The sequence below is a fragment of the Pengzhenrongella frigida genome (assembly GCF_004168625.1).
GTDB classification, from domain to species: domain Bacteria; phylum Actinomycetota; class Actinomycetes; order Actinomycetales; family Cellulomonadaceae; genus Pengzhenrongella; species Pengzhenrongella frigida.
In genome coordinates this window covers 26,342-44,757 of the sequence record NZ_SDWW01000039.1, presented here as the reverse complement: position 1 = coordinate 44,757, position 18,416 = coordinate 26,342, and the positions used below count along the sequence as shown (strand labels likewise).

General features: G+C 72.8%; 14 protein-coding genes and 1 riboswitch. Of the genes, 7 read left to right on the top strand and 7 right to left on the bottom strand.

Going from position 1 to position 18,416, the window contains the following annotated elements; all coding sequences use genetic code 11:
- Positions 1-379 precede the first annotated feature (379 nt).
- From EUA98_RS14895 to EUA98_RS14880, 4 genes are all read right to left on the bottom strand, one after another.
- The gene (locus tag EUA98_RS14895) at positions 380-1,297 is read right to left on the bottom strand and encodes a DNA-3-methyladenine glycosylase family protein (RefSeq protein WP_130103476.1); all 918 of its coding nucleotides are present in this window, start codon (positions 1,295-1,297) and stop codon (positions 380-382) included.
- Positions 1,298-1,426: 129 nt separating this feature from the next.
- On the bottom strand, positions 1,427-1,798 hold the full coding sequence (locus EUA98_RS14890; RefSeq protein ID WP_130103475.1) for an STAS domain-containing protein: 372 nt from the start codon (positions 1,796-1,798) through the stop codon (positions 1,427-1,429).
- Positions 1,799-1,870: 72 nt separating this feature from the next.
- The gene (locus EUA98_RS14885) at positions 1,871-2,974 is read right to left on the bottom strand and encodes an ATP-dependent DNA ligase (RefSeq protein ID WP_130103474.1); all 1,104 of its coding nucleotides are present in this window, start codon (positions 2,972-2,974) and stop codon (positions 1,871-1,873) included.
- Positions 2,975-3,111: 137 nt separating this feature from the next.
- A complete protein-coding gene (locus EUA98_RS14880; RefSeq protein ID WP_130103473.1) occupies positions 3,112-5,466 on the bottom strand; it encodes a putative bifunctional diguanylate cyclase/phosphodiesterase in 2,355 nt (784 codons plus the stop codon).
- A 174-nt stretch (positions 5,467-5,640) separates the two neighbouring features.
- Here EUA98_RS14880 and EUA98_RS14875 point away from each other — a divergent pair, with 174 nt between their 5' ends.
- Positions 5,641-6,147: a MogA/MoaB family molybdenum cofactor biosynthesis protein gene (locus EUA98_RS14875; RefSeq protein ID WP_242511557.1), complete on the top strand. Its 507-nt coding sequence runs from the start codon at positions 5,641-5,643 to the stop codon at positions 6,145-6,147.
- Between the two features lie 90 nt (positions 6,148-6,237).
- Here EUA98_RS14875 and ppdK read toward each other — a convergent pair whose 3' ends face one another.
- On the bottom strand, positions 6,238-8,958 hold the full coding sequence (gene ppdK, locus EUA98_RS14870; RefSeq protein WP_130103472.1) for a pyruvate, phosphate dikinase: 2,721 nt from the start codon (positions 8,956-8,958) through the stop codon (positions 6,238-6,240).
- Positions 8,959-9,187: 229 nt separating this feature from the next.
- Between ppdK and EUA98_RS14865 the strand changes: the two genes are divergently transcribed.
- On the top strand, positions 9,188-10,606 hold the full coding sequence (locus tag EUA98_RS14865; RefSeq protein ID WP_130103471.1) for an MFS transporter: 1,419 nt from the start codon (positions 9,188-9,190) through the stop codon (positions 10,604-10,606).
- 82 nt (positions 10,607-10,688) lie between these two features.
- Positions 10,689-11,351, top strand: coding sequence for a histidine phosphatase family protein (locus EUA98_RS14860; protein WP_130103470.1), 663 nt, complete (start codon positions 10,689-10,691; stop codon positions 11,349-11,351).
- 76 nt (positions 11,352-11,427) lie between these two features.
- On the opposite strand, the gene EUA98_RS14855 is transcribed toward EUA98_RS14860, so the two are convergent.
- Positions 11,428-12,273 carry a UbiA family prenyltransferase gene (locus tag EUA98_RS14855; RefSeq protein WP_242511555.1) on the bottom strand — a complete coding sequence of 282 codons (846 nt, stop codon included), beginning with the start codon at positions 12,271-12,273 and terminating at the stop codon, positions 11,428-11,430.
- Between the two features lie 86 nt (positions 12,274-12,359).
- Between EUA98_RS14855 and EUA98_RS14850 the strand changes: the two genes are divergently transcribed.
- From EUA98_RS14850 to EUA98_RS14835, 4 genes are all read left to right on the top strand, one after another.
- Positions 12,360-13,466, top strand: a complete 1,107-nt coding sequence (locus tag EUA98_RS14850) for a type III polyketide synthase (protein WP_255424312.1) — start codon at positions 12,360-12,362, stop codon at positions 13,464-13,466.
- Between the two features lie 3 nt (positions 13,467-13,469).
- Positions 13,470-13,982, top strand: coding sequence for an isoprenylcysteine carboxyl methyltransferase family protein (locus EUA98_RS14845; protein ID WP_130103467.1), 513 nt, complete (start codon positions 13,470-13,472; stop codon positions 13,980-13,982).
- On the top strand, positions 13,979-15,040 hold the full coding sequence (locus EUA98_RS14840; protein WP_130103466.1) for an NAD(P)/FAD-dependent oxidoreductase: 1,062 nt from the start codon (positions 13,979-13,981) through the stop codon (positions 15,038-15,040). Before EUA98_RS14845 ends, EUA98_RS14840 begins: the two co-directional genes overlap by 4 nt.
- A gap of 98 nt (positions 15,041-15,138) precedes the next feature.
- Positions 15,139-15,324, top strand: a riboswitch (cyclic di-AMP (ydaO/yuaA leader).
- A 22-nt stretch (positions 15,325-15,346) separates the two neighbouring features.
- On the top strand, positions 15,347-16,150 hold the full coding sequence (locus EUA98_RS14835) for a C40 family peptidase (RefSeq protein ID WP_242511554.1): 804 nt from the start codon (positions 15,347-15,349) through the stop codon (positions 16,148-16,150).
- Position 16,151: 1 nt separating this feature from the next.
- Here EUA98_RS14835 and EUA98_RS14830 read toward each other — a convergent pair whose 3' ends face one another.
- Complete coding sequence (locus EUA98_RS14830; RefSeq protein WP_130103481.1) at positions 16,152-18,341, bottom strand: heavy metal translocating P-type ATPase; 2,190 nt, start codon at positions 18,339-18,341, stop codon at positions 16,152-16,154.
- Between the last annotated feature and the right edge of the window lie 75 nt (positions 18,342-18,416).

The following is an 18,416-nucleotide window of genomic DNA, read 5'->3' as shown; positions in this document are numbered from 1 at the left end:
GCGACCTGACCATCACCCGCCACCCCAAGCACACCCCCGGATACACCGGCGACGGCATCGCCCTGGTCAGCTACCAGCTCCGCGACCGGAACGGACACCCGATCGGACAAGAAACCACACGCCATGGCGGGCACGACTCTGGGTCCGGGCAGGGGGATCCACCGCCGACCGGGACACCACCGGGCGACCACTCAGAGGCGGGGTCGTCGTTCGGGAGTCCTTCCCAACTCGCTGGGGGTGCGTCCTTCGGGGCTCCCGACGGCTTCGATCTCGATTGGTGTGCCCGAGGCAACCAGGATCGGCAGTGAGAGGTGGGTCGGCCACGATCGGCAGTCTCGATGTCGTGCGCCGGATCGAGAGTCGGACGGCAGACCGGCCGTCAGTTTCGGCGGTGGTCCTGGATCGCGAGTCGGGGGCCGCGCCGCGGGGCACGCGCCTCGCCCGAGAGTTCGAGGAGCCTGATCACTCGGTACCGGTGGCCGCGCCACGGCTCGAGCAGGACCAGCATGCGTGCGTCGTCGACCCGCTCACCGGTGAGCGCCCAGCCGACGGCGGAGGCCAGGTGGTAGTCGCCGACCGACACGGCATCGGCATCGCCCAGTGCGCGTTGTGCCACCTCGGCCGCCGTCCACGGGCCGACACCGCTGACGGCCTGGAGCCGGCGGGCCGCGTCGGCGGGGGTCATCGTCGTGGCTTCCTCGAGTCGGCCGGCGACGCGGACGCACGAGCGGATGGTTCGCGCGCGGCCGGGGTCCACCCCGGCCATGTGGAAGTCCCAGCTCGGGACTCGGAGCCAGGCCTCCGGGCTCGGTGGGACACGCATGCCGGCGGGGGCTGGGCCCGGGGCCGGCTCGCCGTGCCGACGGAGCAGCCATCGCCACGCGGCAGTCGCTGTCCGACCGATGACGCGTTGTTCGAGGACTGCGGGAACGAGGGCCTCGAGGACGCGGCCCGTACGCGGGATGCGGAGGCCGCCGTGACGCCGATGCGCCTCACTGACGATCCCCGGTCCCGGATCGAACGAGCTCGGATCGTCTCGCGCACCGAGAAGGTCGGGCAGGAGCGCGAGGGCTTGCTCGGCGCCTGGTCCCCACGCCTCGGCATCGATCCGGCGGGGGTCGACCTGGACGAGCCGGTAGGTGGCCGGACCGGAGGGCAGAAGCGTCGCGCGCCAGGTCACGCCATCTGCAGACGTCTGGAACGTCGGATCGCCCGGACCATGCGCGAGGCGCTGCACGGTCCGGCGCAGATCCACGGCCGCGTCGGGTCGGTACGAGCAGGTCTCCTGCGGGATCATCGGTCGAGATGGCCGTCAGTGCCGGCTGAATCGAACGGGCTGCGGGCCGGAGCGGGACGGCTGGGCGTGCGGCACACTCATCCACAGATGGTCTCACCCAGCTCGTCGTGCCCCGTTCACCTGGGCGCCTCAGACGATACGAACGCCGAGGTGGCGCATCCACGCTTCGACCCCCGTGGTCTCGAGCAGATCGGCTACCTGACTGCTCGCGCCCAGGAACTGAACGTCCTGCGCCTCGGCGATGGCGTCCTGCACGAGCCGCACGAAGACCGACAGCCCGATCGAGTCCATCAGGGTGACCTCGCGGCAATCGATCTCGCACGGCCGCCCGGGCGTCGGGTTGGTCCACAGTGGGGCGACGAACTGGGACCGGACGTCCGCATCGACGACACCCCAGAACGACACCCGCACGCGATCCTCGGACGCGATGACCACCACGCCACCTCTGGCTGGGCCCGCTTGCGTGGGCACCGGTACACCGTCGTCCGTCGTCGTGCTCACCTCCCTGCTAGCTCCACGCTGACACCGCGGCGAGGGGCGCGCATCTGGGACTACCCAGCTCTGTCCGACGAGCTACGACGAGGGGCGTCCGGCGCTCAAGACGTCGGCAAGTGCGAAGCTCACCGGCTCCTCGAGCTGCGCGAACGTGCACGAGTCGGGGTCACGGTCCGGGCGCCAACGACGGAACTGCGCCGTGTGCCGAAAGCGAGTGCCTTCCATGTGGTCGTACGCGACCTCGACGACGCGCTCGGGGCGGAGCGGGACGAAGGACAGGTCCTTGCCGCGGTTCCACCGGCTCGTCTCCGCCTCCCGCGGGGTGCGGGTACCGCTCTCGAGCGCCGCGGCCCATGGGTGACCGGCCAGCTCGGTGCGCAGCGGCTGCAGCTCGGCGAAGAGCTCGCGCCGACGAGCCATCGGGAACGCGCCGATGACGCCGACCGAGGCGAGCTCGCCCTCGTCGGTGTGCAGGCCGAGCAGGAGCGACCCGATCGCATCCGGGCCGGAGGTGTGCACGCGGTAGCCGGCGACGACGCAGTCCGCGGTCCGGTCGTGCTTGATCTTCGCCCAGCCCCGCTTGCCCGGCAGGTACGGCCCGTCGGCTCGTTTGGCGACCACTCCGTCGAGACCTGCGCCCTCGAAGCGCTCGAACCACTGGGCGGCGAGGTCGGGATCCTCGGTCTGAGGAGTGAGGTGGACGGCCGCGGCCTCGCCCGTCGCCGTGCCCGCGCCGACCGACCGGGCGAGCGCGTCCTCGAGGAGTGCGCGCCGCGCGGCCAGCGGACGGGACATCAGCGCGTCATCGTCCAGGGCGAGCAGGTCGAACGCGACGAACAAGGCCGGCGTCGTGCGTGCGAGCATCTCGACGCGCGATGCCGCCGGGTGGATCCGTTGCAGCAGCGCCTCGAAATCCAGACCGGTCGTGGTGGCACTCGGGACGACGATCTCGCCGTCGAGCACGCAGCGGGACGGCAGGTGCGCCAGGGCGGAGGCGACTACCTCGGGGAAGTATCGGGCGATCGATCGGGTGTTCCGACTCCCGATCTCCACCGCACTGCCGTCGCGGAAGATGACTGCCCGGAACCCGTCCCACTTGGGCTCGTATCGCTGTCCTGCAGGGATCTGGGGCACCGACTTGGCCAGCATCGGGTCGATCGGCGGCATCACAGGCAGGTCCATCGCGTCAGTCTCGCGCGCGGCGGACGGGCTCGCGAGCGGCGACGCGCAAACGGCGACGCGCGAACGGCGACGCGCGAACGGCGACGCGCGAACGGCGACGCGCGAACGGCGACGCGCGAACGGCGATGCGTGAACGGCTATGCGCGAAGGACCTGGCTCGGACGACTCTGGACGGCTCGGGCAGTGCCGGCGGCCATGTCGACGACGCCGAGCCCGCGCACGACGTCGGGAACCCTTGCCTCGATCTGGTCGACGAGGTCCGGGAGCAGCAGCGGTGGTACGGGCCGCCCGAGGCCGAAGCCCTGCACGGCGAAGCACGCCATGGCGTGGAGCCGGAGCAGGGTCACGTCGTCTTCCACTCCCTCGGCGACGACGTCGAGCCCGAGGTGCCGCGCCAGCTCGATGGTCGAGCGCACGATGGCCGCGCTCGGCTCGTCGTCCACGAGCCCGGTGACGAACGACCGGTCGATCTTCAGGCGACGCACGGGAAGGCGCTGCAGGTATGCCAGCGAACTGTGGCCGGTGCCGTAGTCGTCGATAGAGAGCAGCACCCCCATGTCCGCCAAGGTCCCGAGCACCTGCAAGGAGCGGCGCGGATCGACCATCGCGGTGCCCTCGGTGATCTCGAGCTCGAGGACGTTCGCCTCGAGGCCGTGGCGGGAGAGGGCGGCGCGAACGTCGTCGACGAGGCCCGGGTCGAGCAGGTTGCGCACCGACAGGTTGACGGCGACCGTCAGCGGGAGCCCGGCTCGCCGCCAGATCGCGCACTGGGCCAGTGCCCGGTCGAGGACGTACTGCGTGAGGGGCCCGATGATGCCGGTCCGCTCGGCCGCGGCGATGAACGAGTCCGGCCCGAGCAGGCCGTGCTCGGGGTGCTGCCAGCGGGCGAGCGCCTCCACGCCGAGGACCCGGCCGGTGCGCACCTCGACCTGAGGCTGGTAGTGCAGCACGATCTCGCCGCGATCGAGCGCTCCGCGCAGCTCCCCGATGAGCGAGGGCGCCAGGTTGCCGCCGGTCTCCATCTCGACCCCGTAGCGCGCCGTCCGGCCGGGCCGCTCCTTTGCCGCCGACAGGGCGACGTCGGCCCGGCGGAGCACGACGGCGGTCTCGGACCCGTCGTCGGGCAGGAGCACCACCCCGACGCTCACCTCGACCGAGACGCTCAGCTCGATCAGCTCGAGGGGCAGCTCCAGCCCGCTGCGGATCCGCGCCGCCGCCTCGACGGCGGAGGTCGCCGAGGTGATCGAGCAGTCGAGCACTCCGAACGAGTCACCGCTCAACCGGGCGATCAGAGCGTTGGCGCCCGCCAGTGCGGCCAGCCGGGCCCCCACGGCGCGCAAGATCGCGTCGCCGGTCAGGTGCCCCAGCGTCTCCTCGATCTCGGTGAACCGCTCGAGGTCGATGAGCAGCAGGCCCGCTGTGGGTGCTGCGGCACGGTCGGCACCCGTCGCGAGGTGCTCCCCCACCGCGTCGGCGAACTTGCGCCGATTCGCCAGGCCGGTGACGAAGTCCGTGTCAGCGAGCTCACCCAGCCGGCGCGTCTGGTTCGTGAGCAGGTGCACCAGGCGGGTCATCCGCACGAGGACGAGCGGCACCATGAAGCCCGAGGCGCACACGACCGCCCCCACATGCGGCCGGGCAGCGGCGAGCACCTCCCCCAGGAGGATGGCGGGACCGATCAGGAGCGCAGCCGCGAACGCGATGAGCGGGTTCCCGTCGGCGACGGAGGCCCGGTCGGTGGACGGCGACGACAGGGTGCGCATCGCCGGGTGCAGCGCGGCGGCGCCCCAGAGCACGTAGGCGGCGAGCCAGATCGGGTCGATCGCCGTGTCGTTCTCGGCGATCACGGGCACGAAGGTCGACAGCTCGAACAGGATGTCGGCCGCGACCAGAGCGGCGACCGAGGCCGCCAGGAGGCGCAGCGCGGGGTTGTGCTGCGCCAGCTTCGCGCCCATGGCAAGACGGATCAGGATGGCGAAGAGCAGCCCGTCCGCAATCGGGTAGGCGACCGCGATCAACCGCTCGACGAGCGGGGTGCCGTTGACCGCCCAGGTCGGTTCGATCAGGAAGACCCACGACAGCAGGCCCAGGGCCACCGTGAGGATCGCGCTGTCGAGGACGGCCGTCGGCCAGCGTTCGGGCCCCTTGCTCCGCAGCAGGATCAGCAGGCCGGCGGCGAACAGCGGGTACGCGGCGAGGTACAGGACGTCCGCCCACGAGGGGAACGGGGCCACCGCGACCACGTGCTCGTACCAGGAGTACAACCCGTCCCCGGCGACCCAGGACGCGATACCGAAAGCCATCAGGTACCACGCGATCGCACGATCTGGGCGGTGTCGGCGAACTCCGACGATGATCGCGACCGTGCCGGTCGCGGCGATCGAGCAGTAGACGAGATCGCGGCCGATCCCGATCGGCAGCAGGGCGCAGGCCACGGCGGCCGGGAGGCCGGCGAGTACATAGCGACGCCATGTCGTCATCGGCAGGCCCATGTCTTCCTCATCGGCGGGACCGGACCGGTTGTGAGCGGCCCGGCGGCGACCAAGATCCTCTCACCCGCCGGATCTGTGTGAGTGCAGCGCCCCTACCGTCAGGCGCGCTCCCGCCCCTCGCCATGCGGGACGGGGTGCCGTCGATGGACCCCCTGCGGCCGGTACCGTGTGCCGGTGCCCCACCCCGAGAGTCCTGACCGTGCGGTCCGCACCGTCGTCATCGTCGTGTCCGACCGGTGCTCGACGGGAGCCGCGACGGATCGCTCCGGGCCGCGCGCCGCCGAGCTGCTCGCGGCGGCCGGTTTCCAGGTGGGCCCCGTCCGGGTCGTGCCCGACGGCGCGGAGTCCGTGGCGGGTGCGCTGGGCGCGGCACTGGCCGACGGCGCGGAGCTCGTCGTGACGTCCGGCGGTACCGGCGTCGCGCCCCGTGATCTCACCCCCGAGGGCACCGTCGGTCTGCTGGCCCGTGAGCTGCCGGGGCTCGCCGAGGCGCTGCGGCGCGAAGGGTCCCGGCATGTGCCCACCGCGGTGCTCTCGCGCGGCCTTGCCGGCGTGACGGCGAACGGCGCCGTCGTGGTCAACCTGCCCGGCTCGCCCGCAGCGGTCGAACAGGGCCTGGCGACCCTGATCCCCCTGCTCCCCCACCTGCTCGATCAGCTCGCCGGCGGCGACCACCACTGACGGCGCTGCGCACACGAGCCACGGGCCGCGACACCGTCTCCGGTGCGCGGCCCGTGGCCCGTGGCTCGTTCAGCCCACCCTGCCGACAGCTCAGCGGCTGTCGCCCGATCCGAGCCCCGGCGCGGCGACCTGCGCCCGCCCGGCTTCGAGCCGAGCGATCGGCACACGGAACGGCGAGCAGGAGACGTAGTCGAGGCCGGCTTCGTGGAAGAAGTGGATCGACTCCGGGTCCCCGCCGTGCTCCCCGCACACCCCGATCATCAGCTCGGGGCGGACCTTGCGGCCCTCCTCGACGGCGATGCGGATCAGGCGACCCACACCACGGGTGTCGACGGACTCGAACGGCGACACGGCGAGCACACCGAGCGAGGTGTACTCGTCGAAGAACGCGCCCTCGACGTCGTCGCGGGAGAAGCCCCAGGTCGTCTGGGTCAGGTCGTTCGTGCCGAACGAGAAGAACTCGGCGGCCTCGGCGATGCGATCGGCGGTGAGGCACGCCCGGGGCAGCTCGATCATCGTGCCGACCGGGATGTGGAGCGTGACGCCCGCCTCCTCGCCGACCTCCCGGATGATCTCGAGGGCCTGGTCGCGCACCAGATGCAGCTCCATCACCGAGGCGACGAGGGGCACCATGATCTCGGCGTGCGGATCCCCGCCGGCGAGCAGCCTCGCCGCGACGGCTTCAGCGACCGCGCGGATCTGGAGGGCGAACAGCCCCGGGATGACCAGCCCGAGGCGAACCCCGCGCAGGCCGAGCATCGGGTTGGCCTCCCGCATCCGCTGGACCGCGGCGAGCAGCGCGAGGTCGTGCTCGTCGGCCTCGCCGCGCGCCTGGGCCAGCGCCACCTTGACCGCGAGGTCGGTGTGGTCGGGCAGGAACTCGTGCAGCGGCGGGTCGATCAATCGGATCGTCGTCGGCAGTCCGTCCATCACCTCGAGCAGCTCGGTGAAGTCCGCCCGCTGCAGCGGCAGGAGGGCGTCGAACGCGGCCTGCTTCTCCGCGGGCTCGACGGCGAGGATGACGCGCTCGATCATGACCCGACGATCGCCGAGGAACATGTGCTCGGTGCGGCACAGCCCGATGCCCTGCGCGTTCAGCGACCGGGCACGCCGGGCGTCCTCCGCCGTGTCGGCGTTGGCGTGCACGTGCAGACGGCGGACCGAGTCCGCGTGGGTGAGGATCCGGTCGACGGCCTCGACGAGGTCGATGATCTCCGAGTCGTCCCCGGCCGCGTCGATCGCGGCCTCGAGCCCGTGCTCCAGGTAGTGCGCCACCGGGGAGGGGACCACGGCGACGTCGCCCAGGAACACCTCGCCGGTGCTCCCGTCGATGGCGATCGTGTCGCCTTCGGCCACCATGTGCCCGCCGGCGGTGAAGACCCGCTCCACCGCGTTGACCACGATGTCGTCGGCGCCGACCACGCAGGTCGTGCCCATGCCGCGGGCGACGACCGCCGCGTGCGACGTCTTGCCGCCACGGGAGGTGAGCACGCCCACCGAGGCGATCATGCCGCCGAGGTCGTCCGGGTTGGTCTCCCGGCGGACCAGGATCACGTCCTTGCCCTCCGCCTTCCACTTCTGCGCCGTGACCGAGTCGAACACCGCAGCACCGACGGCCGCACCGGGCGACGCCGCCATGCCGTTGGCCAGCAGCACCTTCTCGGACCGGAAGTCGAACTGCGGGAACATGAGCTTGCTCAGCTGGGCCCCGGTCACCCGCTCCAGCGCCTCGTCCATCGTGATGAGGTGCTCGTCGACGAGCTGGGTCGCGATGCGGAACGCCGCCGCGGCCGTCCGCTTGCCGACGCGGGTCTGCAGCATCCACAGCTTGCCGCGCTCGACGGTGAACTCGATGTCGCACAGGTCGCGGTAGTGGGTCTCGAGGCGCCGCATCGCGAGCGTGAGATCGGCGTAGGCGGCCGGGTCCAGCTCCTCGAAGTCCGCCAGGGTGAGCGTGTTCCGGATGCCGGCCACGACGTCCTCGCCCTGCGCGTTCGACAGGTAGTCGCCGTAGACGCCGGCCACGCCGGTGGACGGGTCCCGGGTGAAGCACACGCCGGTTCCGGACGTGGCGCCGAGGTTGCCGAACACCATGGACATCACGTTGACGGCGGTGCCCAGGTCGTTGGGGATGCGCTCGCGGCGGCGGTACATCTTCGCGCGATCGGTGTTCCAGGACTCGAACACGGAGACGATCGCCAGGTCGAGCTGCTCGCGCGGGTGCTGCGGGAACTCCCGGCCGGACACGTCCAGCACGATGGCCTTGAACTGTGCGACCAGCGTCTGCAGGTCGGAGGCGGACAGGTCGACGTCGCTCGTGACGCCGCGGGCCGCCTTCGCCTTGTCCAGCGCGTCGGCGAACAGGTCGCCGTCGATGCCGAGGACGGTCTTGCCGAACATCTGGATCAGGCGGCGGTAGGAGTCCCACGCGAACCGCTCGTCGTCGGAGTACTGCGCCAGGCCCTGCACGGATGCGTCGTTGAGCCCGATGTTCAGGACGGTGTCCATCATGCCGGGCATGGAGAACTTCGCCCCGGAGCGCACCGAGACCAGCAGCGGCTCGTGGAAGTCGCCCAGCCGCCGGCCCAGGGCGTCTTCGAGACGCCGCACCGCCATGGTCACCTCGACCCGCAGCTCGGGCGGGACGTCACCGCTCGCCAGGTACGAACGACACGCCTCGGTCGTGATCGTGAACCCCGGCGGTACCGGCAGCCCCAGGTTCGTCATCTCGGCAAGGTTGGCGCCTTTGCCACCGAGCAGATCCTTCATGTCCTTGTTGCCAGCGCTGAAGTCGTAAACGTATCCGGCCACCGTTGAGCCTCCCGTCGAACGTGGCTGACCTCGTCGTCGGCCCGTTCCTTGCGAGTCTGCCGCGGGATCCGCCGAGCGACAACGGACCAATGGCCCCCCTGACCGGCGCGGGGAGGGCCTTTGCTGGGTGCGACTGGTGCTGATCGCGGGTTTCGACTGCCGGTGCGCGGCGACGCGGGCGGGGCGCTGACCGCGTCCCGGTGGCCGAAGGGTGGCAACATGGCGCGACGTGACCACGACGACTGAGACCGGTCCCCGTTCGACGACCCGCACGGCCCGCCTGGATGCGCTTCCGTTCACCCGCGAGCACCGCCGGCTCCTGCTGGGATCGGGTGCGGGTTGGGCGTTCGACGCGATGGACGTCGGGCTGATCTCGTTCGTCCTGGCCCAGCTCGCCGTGACCTGGAACGCCTCCCCCGCCGAGCTCTCCTGGATCGCGTCGGCCGGCTTCGTCGGCATGGCGCTCGGGGCATCGATCGGTGGACTGCTCGCGGACCGCGTCGGCCGCCGCCAGGTCTTCGCGCTGACGCTGCTCGTGTACGGGCTCGCCACGGGCGCGTCGGCACTGTCGTGGTCGATCGGGTCGCTGATCGTCTGGCGCTTCGTCGTCGGCCTCGGGCTCGGGGCCGAGCTACCGGTCGCCTCCACGCTCGTGAGCGAGTTCGCCCCGCCCCGGATTCGGGGCCGGATGGTCGTCGCGCTCGAGGCGTTCTGGGCGGTCGGCTGGACCGTGGCCGCGCTGATCGGCTTCCTCGTCGTGCCCTCCGGGGCCAACGGCTGGCGATGGGCGCTGGCGCTCGGCGCCCTGCCCGCGCTGTACGCCGTCGTCGTACGCCGCGGCCTGCCCGAGTCGGTGCGCTTCCTCGAGGCACGGGGGCGCCACGCGGAGGCGGAGGCGACGGTCCGGCGGTTCGAGACCTCGGCCGGTCTCCTGCCCGACGACGTCCCGCCGGTGCGGCCCGGCTCCGGGCTCGGGACCGACGACGCACCCGCGCCGGGCAGTCCCCCGGCCCCCGCTGCTGCCGCCGCCGCACCCGATCCCGCACCGACCGCGCCCCGTCTGCGCGACCTGTGGTCGCCCGTGCTGCGCGACCGTACGCTCGCCCTGTGGGTCGTGTGGCTGACCGTGAACTTCGCCTACTACGGCGCCTTCATCTGGCTACCGACCCTGCTGTACGCCTCCGGCATGTCGCTCGTACGATCGTTCGGGTTCACGCTCGTGATCACCCTGGCCCAGCTGCCCGGGTACGCCGTGTCCGCGCTCCTGGTCGAGCGCTGGGGTCGGCGGCCGACCCTCGCCGCCTTCCTGCTCGGTGCGGCGGGCGCGGCCGGCCTCTTCGCGATCGCGGGCAGCCCGACCCAGGTCCTGCTCGCCGGGATGCTGCTGTCGTTCTTCAACCTCGGCGCGTGGGGAGCCCTCTATGCGATCACCCCCGAGCTCTACCCGACCCGCCTGCGCGGTACCGGCTCCGGGTCGGCCGCCGGGGTCGGCCGGATCGCCTCGATCCTGGCGCCGCTCGCGGTCCCCCCGCTGCGCGAGCTCGGCGGTACCCCGCTCCTGTTCGCGGTCTTCGCCGCCGTCTTCGTCGTCGCGGCGCTCGGCGCGCTGCGGCTGCCCGAGCGACGCGGGCTCGTGCTCGAGGAGTGAACTCGATTCGGCATCGCGGCCGTTCCCGGCCGATGCCCCACCCCCCCCGCCCGCCCCCGCGACCAGAGCGAAGGAGTCCACGATGCGCCTCATCCTCGTGCGGCACGGCCAGAGCCCCTCGAACGTGCAGCACCTGCTCGACACGGCCGAACCGGGACCGGGCCTGACCGATCTCGGCCACGCCCAGGCGGCCGCGCTCGGGCCGGAGCTCGCCGCGGAGCTGGTTGACGCGGTCTATGCCTCGAGCCTGGTCCGGGCCCAGCAGACCGCGGGTCCGCTCGCCCGCGCGCTCGGACTACCGATCCACATCCGGGCCGGGATCAGGGAGATCTCCGCCGGGGAGCTCGAGATGCGGGGCGACGTGACGTCCGTCGAGCGCTACCTGTCGACGGTGTTCGCCTGGCCGGCGGGAGACCTCGCCCGGCGGATGCCCGGCGGCGAGAACGGCACCGAGGTCCTCGCGCGGTTCGACGCCGTTGTCGCCGAGGTCGCCGGCGCCGGCGACCGGACGGCGTTGATGGTGAGCCACGGGGCGGCGATCCGGGTCTGGACCGCCGCGCGCGCCCGCAACATCGACGTGTCCTTCGCCGCGACGCACACGCTCACGAACACCGGCGTAGTCATCCTCGAGGGCGACCCGGTCCGGGGCTGGCACGTGGTGTCCTGGACCGGGGCGGACGTCGAGGCTGGCCTCGACGTCGGCGTCGGCGACGGGTCGGCGGGGATGGACCCGGGCTTCCTCTGACCGTTCGGACCGCTCAGATCCCTCAGACCCCTCGGACCCGCCGGCCCCGGGCGGGAGCCGGCTCGATCCGGCACCGTCACACGAGCCGCGGCCCCGCACCGACCAGCAGCAGGACGTTCACGGCCGCGACGGCGATGGTCAGGTAGAACGGCACTCGGCTGCGGGCTCGCGTGAGGGCCACCACGGCGCCCACGACGGCGATCACGGTCGCGGCGGCCAGGCCCGGCCAGGCGGCTGCGCTGGGGCTGCCGACCGGCCCGAGCACGATGAGGACCGTCGCGCCGAGCAGCACCGCCGGTGCGAGCAGGCTCGATCCGGCGCCGCCCAGCCGGTGCGGCAGGCCGCGCACGCCGGTGGAGCGGTCGTCGTCGAGGTCGGGGACGACGTTCGCGAGATGGGCCCCGACACCGAGCAGCGCCGCGGCCGACACCGCCCAGCCTGCCGGCCACGGGTGCCCCGGGAGCGCGAGGGCGACGAAGGCCGGTAGCAGGCCGAACGAGAACGCGTACGGCGCCCAGGACCACGCGGTGGACTTCAGCCCGAGGTTGTAGGCCCAGGCGGCCGCGACCGCGGCGAGGTGGACGATCCCGGCGCGCCATCCGGTCGCGAGCGACAGCGGGACGCAGCACGCGAGGGCGATCAGCGCGGCGGTGCGAACGGTCGCGGTGGAGATCGACCCCCCGACGATCGGCTTGTCCTGCCGCCCGACGGCGGCGTCCCGGGCGGCGTCGATCCAGTCGTTGGACCAGCCGACCGAGAGCTGGCCGGTCAGGATGGCCGCGCAGATCAGGGCGCAGGTGCGGGCGTCCGCGCCCACGCCGAGGGCGAGAGCGGTGGTCAGCGCGGTCACAGCCAGGGTGGGGCCGAGGTGGCACGACCGTGCCAACGCGCCGATGGTGTGCCCGAGACGTCGCACCGTCACCCGTCCTGTGCTCGAGGGTTTCGCGCTCGCCGTTCGCGCGAGAGGTTCCGCGTGGACCGTATCAACCGGCCTGAACCTCGGCCGAAATACGCGCAGCATGGCACGATGCCGACATGTCACGCATAGCGGCGGTGACCCCCGTGCTCCCCGAGTTCTGCTACCCGCAGCAGGAGATCACCGCCACCATCGGTTCGCTCCTGACCGCCGACGGGTCGCCCCGCCGCGCCGTGCTCGAACGCCTGCACGCGAGCAGCGGGGTGCGCACGCGCCACCTGGCGATGCCGCTCGAGGACTACCGGGACCTGACCACCTTCGGCCAGGCCAACGACCTGTTCATCTCCCTCGGCACGGACCTGGCCGAGCGCGCGTTGCGTGGGGCCCTGAGCGCGGCCGGGCTCGTGCCCGAGGACGTCGACTTCATCCTGTTCACGTCGGTCACGGGGATCTCCGCACCGTCGATCGACGCGCTGCTCGTCTCGCGGCTCGGCCTGCGGCGGGACGTCAAACGGGTCCCGGTGTTCGGGCTCGGCTGTGTCGCGGGCGCCGCGGGCATCGCGCGGGTGCACGACTACCTCGCGGGTCACCCGGCCGAGGTCGCCGTCCTGCTCTCCGTCGAGCTGTGCTCGCTGACGATGCAACCTGGCGACGACTCGATGGCCAACCTGGTCTCGAGCGGCCTGTTCGGCGACGGGGCGAGCGCCGTCGTCATGGTCGGCGACGCGCGTGCCGCCGCGATGGGGCTGGTGGGGCCCGACGTCGTCGCGACCCGGAGCAACCTCTACCCGGACACGCAGGGCGTGCTCGGGTGGGACATCGGCGGCAGCGGGTTCAAGATCGTGCTCGCCGCCAGCCTGGCCGACGTCGTCGAGCAGCACCTCGGGAACGACGTCGCCGACCTGCTCGCCGCGCACCAGCTCAAGATCGGCGACGTCCCCACCTGGGTCGCGCACACCGGCGGCCCGCGGATCCTCGAGGCGGCGGCCCGGTCGCTCGACCTGCCCGCCGGTGCGTTCGACCTCAGCTGGCGGTCGCTCGAACGGGTCGGCAACCTGTCGTCGTCGGGGGTGCTGCACGTGCTCGCGGACACGCTCGCCCGCGGTGGGCAGCAGCCTGGAGAGCCCGGCGTGCTGTTCGCGCTGGGCCCGGGCATCTGCGCCGAGCTCGTCCTGCTGTCCTGGCCGGACGGGTCCTGATCGATGGCCGCCTACGGTCTGCTCATCGTCGTCGTCGCCCTCGAGCGGCTCGCGGAGCTCGTGGTGTCCACCCGCAACGCTCGGTGGGCGTTCGCCCGAGGTGGCGTCGAAGCAGGTCGGGGGCACTTCCCGCCGATGGTTGCGCTGCATGCCGCGCTGCTCGTGGCCTGCGTGGTCGAGGTGTACGCGGCCGACCGGCCGTTCCTGCCGAGCCTCGGCTGGGTCGCGCTCGCCGCCGCACTCGCGAGCCAGGGCCTGCGGTGGTGGTGCATCGCCACGCTCGGACCGCAGTGGAACACCCGGGTCATCGTGGTGCCGGGCCTGCCGCTGGTCGACCGCGGGCCCTACCGGTGGCTGCGGCACCCGAACTATGTGGCGGTCGTCATCGAGGGGATCGCGCTGCCGCTGGTGCACACCGCCTGGCTCACCGCGCTCGTGTTCACCGTGCTCAACGCCGTTCTGCTGCTCCGCTTCCGGATCCCCACCGAGGAGCGCGCGCTGGTCGGTGCGGCGTGAGCACCGGGCGAGGTCCGGAGCTCGACACCGACGTGCTCGTCGTCGGGGGTGGACCGATCGGGCTCGCCGCCGCGATCGAGGCGCGGCTGGCCGGGTTGGACGTCGTGGTGGTCGAGCCGCGCGCGGCGGCGATCGACAAGGCGTGCGGTGAGGGGCTGATGCCGGGGGCGGTCGCGGCGCTCGCCCGCCTCGGGGTCTTCCCGCGTGGTCACCTGCTGACCGGGATCGGCTATCGCGGTGGTGACCGGCGCGTCGACCATCACTTCGAGTCCGGGTGGGGGCTCGGCGTGCGGCGCACCACCCTGCACCAGGCCCTGGCCGCCCGGGCGACCGGGCTCGGCGTCCGGCGTGTCGTCGGGCTGGTCCGGCAGATCGAGCAGGACGCCGACTCGGTGACGGCCGCCGGGGTCCGCGGGCGCTGGCTGCTCGGCTGCGACGGGCTGCACTCGAACGTCCGACGGCTGACGGGTCTCGATCAGCCCGCCTCGCCCACCCGCGGTCGCAGCACCCGCGACCGTCGCCGCTACGGCCTGCGGCAGCACTTCCACGTGGCGCCGTGGACCGATCTCGTCGAGGTGCACTGGGGTCCGGCCGTCGAGCTCTACGTCACGCCCGTGGCAGACGACGTGGTCGGCGTGGCCCTCCTCGGACCGCCCCACGTCGACTACGCCGCCGCGCTCGACACCGTCCCCGAGCTCGCCGAGCGGCTGCGGGGTGCCGAGCCCGCGGGCAGCATCCGGGGCGCGGGTCCGCTCCGGCAGCGGACCGCGCGCCGTACGGCGGGCCGGGTGCGCCTGGTCGGGGACGCGTCCGGCTACGTCGACGCGCTGACGGGTGAGGGGCTGCGGGTCGGCCTGGCGCAGGCGGCCGCGGCCGTCGCCCACCTCGAGGACGCCGCCGGGTACGAACGCGCCTGGTCGGCGTCGACTCGTGACTACCGGGCGCTCACGTCCGCGTTGGTGGCTGTGGCGACCTCACCGCTGCGGCGGGCGATCGTGCCGACCGCTGTGCACCTGCCGACCGCTTTTGGGGCCGTGGTCGAACGGCTCGCCCGCTAGGTCCGTCCGCAACTTTGACCGGCAGTGGACTTTTTGTCCCCGGGCCGCCCGGTGCGCGGTATGGTCGATCGTCCCCGGGGTCCACCCCCGGGAACGCCTGGGGTGGACCGCCGAATCCTGCCACCGCTTCGGGCACCGTGACATCTCGTTGGCAGGAGCGGGGGAACCACGAACACCGGACGCCGCGATGGCGTCCTTGGGGTGAAGCCGGTCGATCGTGACCGGCCGGGCGCGACTTCCGCCCGAACCCGACAGCTCACCCCACAGGCGACCGGAGAGGTCACCATGCCCGTGAGCCCGTCACCCGTGAGCCAGATCCCTGCCCGTCACCGCGCCGCCGGTCGGCCCAGCACCGTGCTCGGGGACCTCGCGGAGAGCGCCACCGGCAGCCTCGCCTCGGTCGGTCGCCGCTCGGCGGTCGTCGCCGCCGCGTCCGGGATGCTCGTCTCCGGCCTCACCGCGCCTGCGGTGGCAGCTCCAGCCGCCGTGGCGCCCGCCGCCTCCGGTTCCGTCGTGCCGGGAGCCGAGCTCGGTGCCTCCCCGGCCGCCGTGGACACCTCCGCGCTGACCGCCGCGGCTCGGGCCGTGCTCGCGAGTGCTCCGGTCGTGACCGTGGCCGCCGATACCGCGTGGAGCCTGGACCTGCCGACGCTCACGGTCGTCGCCGATCCCCCGCCGGCCCCGACCCGCACGCAGGCCGCGGCCTCGCGGAGCCAGGCACGTGCGGCGATCGCGGCCGCTCCGATCGCCACCGGCGCGCCCGCGCCGGCCAGCGCGAACGGCAGCGCCGTGATCGAGATCGCTGCGCGCTACGTGGGTGTCCCGTACCTCGCCGGCGGCACGACGCCGACGGGGTTCGACTGCTCGGGCTTCACCTCGTACGTCTTCGCCCAGCTCGGAATCACCCTGCCCCGCACGTCCGCAGGTCAGCGCGAGGCCGGCACGGTGGTCTCCCGGGCGGACGCCCAGCCGGGCGACCTCGTCTGGCACCCGGGGCACATCGGGATCTACGCCGGCGGCGACCAGCTGATCGACTCGCCCCAGGCCGGTGGGACGGTGCAGTTCCGCGCGATCTACTTCTCCAACCCGGTCTTCATCCGGATCGGCTGACTCACTCCTCGAAGCGCCGCAGCCGCAAGCTGTTGGTCACGACGAAGACCGACGAGAACGCCATCGCGGCGCCGGCGATCATCGGGTTGAGCAGGCCGGCCGCGGCGAGCGGCAGTGCGGCCAGGTTGTAGGCGAACGCCCAGAACAGGTTGCCCTTGATCGTGCCGAGCGTGCGCCGCGAGAGCCGGATGGCGACCGCGGCCGAGCGCAGGTCCGACCGCACCAGGGTCAGATCGCTCGCCTCGATGGCGACGTCCGTGCCCGATCCCATGGCGAGTCCGAGGTCGGACTGGGCCAGGGCCGCGGCGTCGTTCACGCCGTCACCGACCATAGCGACCACGCCCCCCTCCGCCTGGAGCCGCCGGACGACCTCGACCTTTTCGGCCGGCCGAACCTGCGCGACGACGTCGGCAGCATCGATCCCGACCTGAGCGGCGACCGCGGCGGCCGACCGGGCGTTGTCACCGGTGAGCAGGATCGGACGCAGCCCGAGCCGGCGAAGCTCGGTGATCGCCTCGGCGCTCGTCGGCTTGACCGTGTCGGCCACCACCACGACCCCCCGGACCGCGCCGTCCCACCCGACCCACACCGGGCTGCGCCCGAGGTGCTCGGCCGCGTCCGACGCCTCGAGCAGCGTGGCCGGGGCGTGCTGGGACCAGTCCTCGGCCAGCCAGGATCGCTGGCCGACGGTGACGGCCCGCGAGTCGACGACCCCGGCCACCCCGCGACCCTCGGTGCTGGCGAACCCGTCGACCGGCGGCAGAGCGCCGAGCCGGAGGCGGGCGCCATCCGCGACCGCGCGGGCGATGGGGTGCTCGGAGGCGTCCTCGAGGGCGCCGGCGAGGCGGAGCACCTCCGTCTCGCTCTCCCCGTCCGCGGCGATGACCTCGACGAGGCTCATCCGGCCGGTGGTCACGGTGCCGGTCTTGTCGAGCACGATCGTGTCGACCCGGCGGGTCGACTCCAGGATCTGCGGACCCTTGATCAGGATCCCGAGCTGGGCGCCCCGGCCGGTGCCGACCATGAGCGCCGTCGGCGTGGCCAGCCCGAGCGCGCACGGGCACGCGATGATGAGCACGGCGACGGCCGCCGTGAACGCGGCCTGCGCGTTCGGGCCGAGCACGAGCCAGCCGACGAGCGTCGCCAGCGCCAGCAGGATCACGATCGGGACGAACACGGCCGAGACGCGGTCCGCCAGCCGCTGCACGTCGGCCTTGCCGTTCTGGGCGTCGGCGACGAGCCGGGCCATCTGGGCGAGCTGCGTGTCGCCGCCCACCCGCGTCGCCCGCACCACGAGCCGACCGGCGGCGTTGGTGGTCGCACCCACGACGCTGTCGCCCGGGCCCACCTCCACCGGCACGGACTCGCCGGTGATCATCGAGGCGTCGACCGCGCTGGCGCCCTCGACGATGACGCCGTCGGTCGCGAGCTTCTCCCCCGGGCGCACCACGAAGGTGTCACCGACCACGAGATCGTCGACCGCGATCCGCGTCTCGACCCCGTCGCGCAGGACGGCGACGTCCTTGGCTCCGAGCTCGAGCAGCGCCCGCAAGGCCTGCCCGGAGGTCCGCTTCGCGCGCGCCTCCAGGTAGCGGCCGGTCAGGATGAACACGGTCACCGCGGAGGCGACCTCGAGGTAGATCTCGGGCGTCCCGGTCCCGCTCGAGGGCACGAGCGTGAACGGCATGTCCATGCCCGGCTCGCCGGCGCCGCCGAACAGGAGCGCGTACAGGGACCACGTGTACGCCGCGAGCACGCCGAGGCTGATGAGGGTGTCCATCGTGGCGGCCCGGTGCCTCAGGTTCGTCCACGCCGCCCGATGGAACGGCCACGCACCCCAGGTGACCACCGGGGTCGCCAGCACCAGCGAGACCCACTGCCAGTAGTCGAACTGCCACGCGGGCACCATCGCCAGCGCGACCACCGGCAGCGCCAGGACGGCGCTGACGATCAGCCGACGACGTACGGCGGCGGCCGGGTCCGGCTCACCTGGCTGCCCGTCGCGCCGCGGTGGTGCGGGCAGGGCTGCGCTGTAGCCGGTGGCCTCGACGGTGGCGACCAGGTCGGCCGGGGTCACCGTCGAGGCAAAGGTGACCTTGGCCTTCTCGGTGGAGTAGTTCACCGTGGCGCTGACGCCGTCCATCCGGTTGAGCTTCTTCTCGACGCGGGCCGCGCAGGACGCGCAGGTCATGCCGCCGATGGTCAGCTCGATCGTCCCGGTGTCGGCCGGCGCTCCCGTGCCGGCGACGCTGCCGACACCGCCACC

Bases quoted from the DNA above. Each gene is read 5' to 3' on its own strand.
- EUA98_RS14895 (WP_130103476.1), bottom strand. From the start codon at position 1,297: ATGATCCCGCAGGAGACCTGCTCGTACCGACCCGACGCGGCCGTGGAT.
- EUA98_RS14885 (WP_130103474.1), bottom strand. From the start codon at position 2,974: ATGGACCTGCCTGTGATGCCGCCGATCGACCCGATGCTGGCCAAGTCG.
- EUA98_RS14880 (WP_130103473.1), bottom strand. From the start codon at position 5,466: ATGGGCCTGCCGATGACGACATGGCGTCGCTATGTACTCGCCGGCCTC.
- EUA98_RS14860 (WP_130103470.1), top strand. From the start codon at position 10,689: ATGCGCCTCATCCTCGTGCGGCACGGCCAGAGCCCCTCGAACGTGCAG.
- EUA98_RS14845 (WP_130103467.1), top strand. From the start codon at position 13,470: ATGGCCGCCTACGGTCTGCTCATCGTCGTCGTCGCCCTCGAGCGGCTC.
- EUA98_RS14830 (WP_130103481.1), bottom strand. From the start codon at position 18,341: ATGACCTGCGCGTCCTGCGCGGCCCGCGTCGAGAAGAAGCTCAACCGG.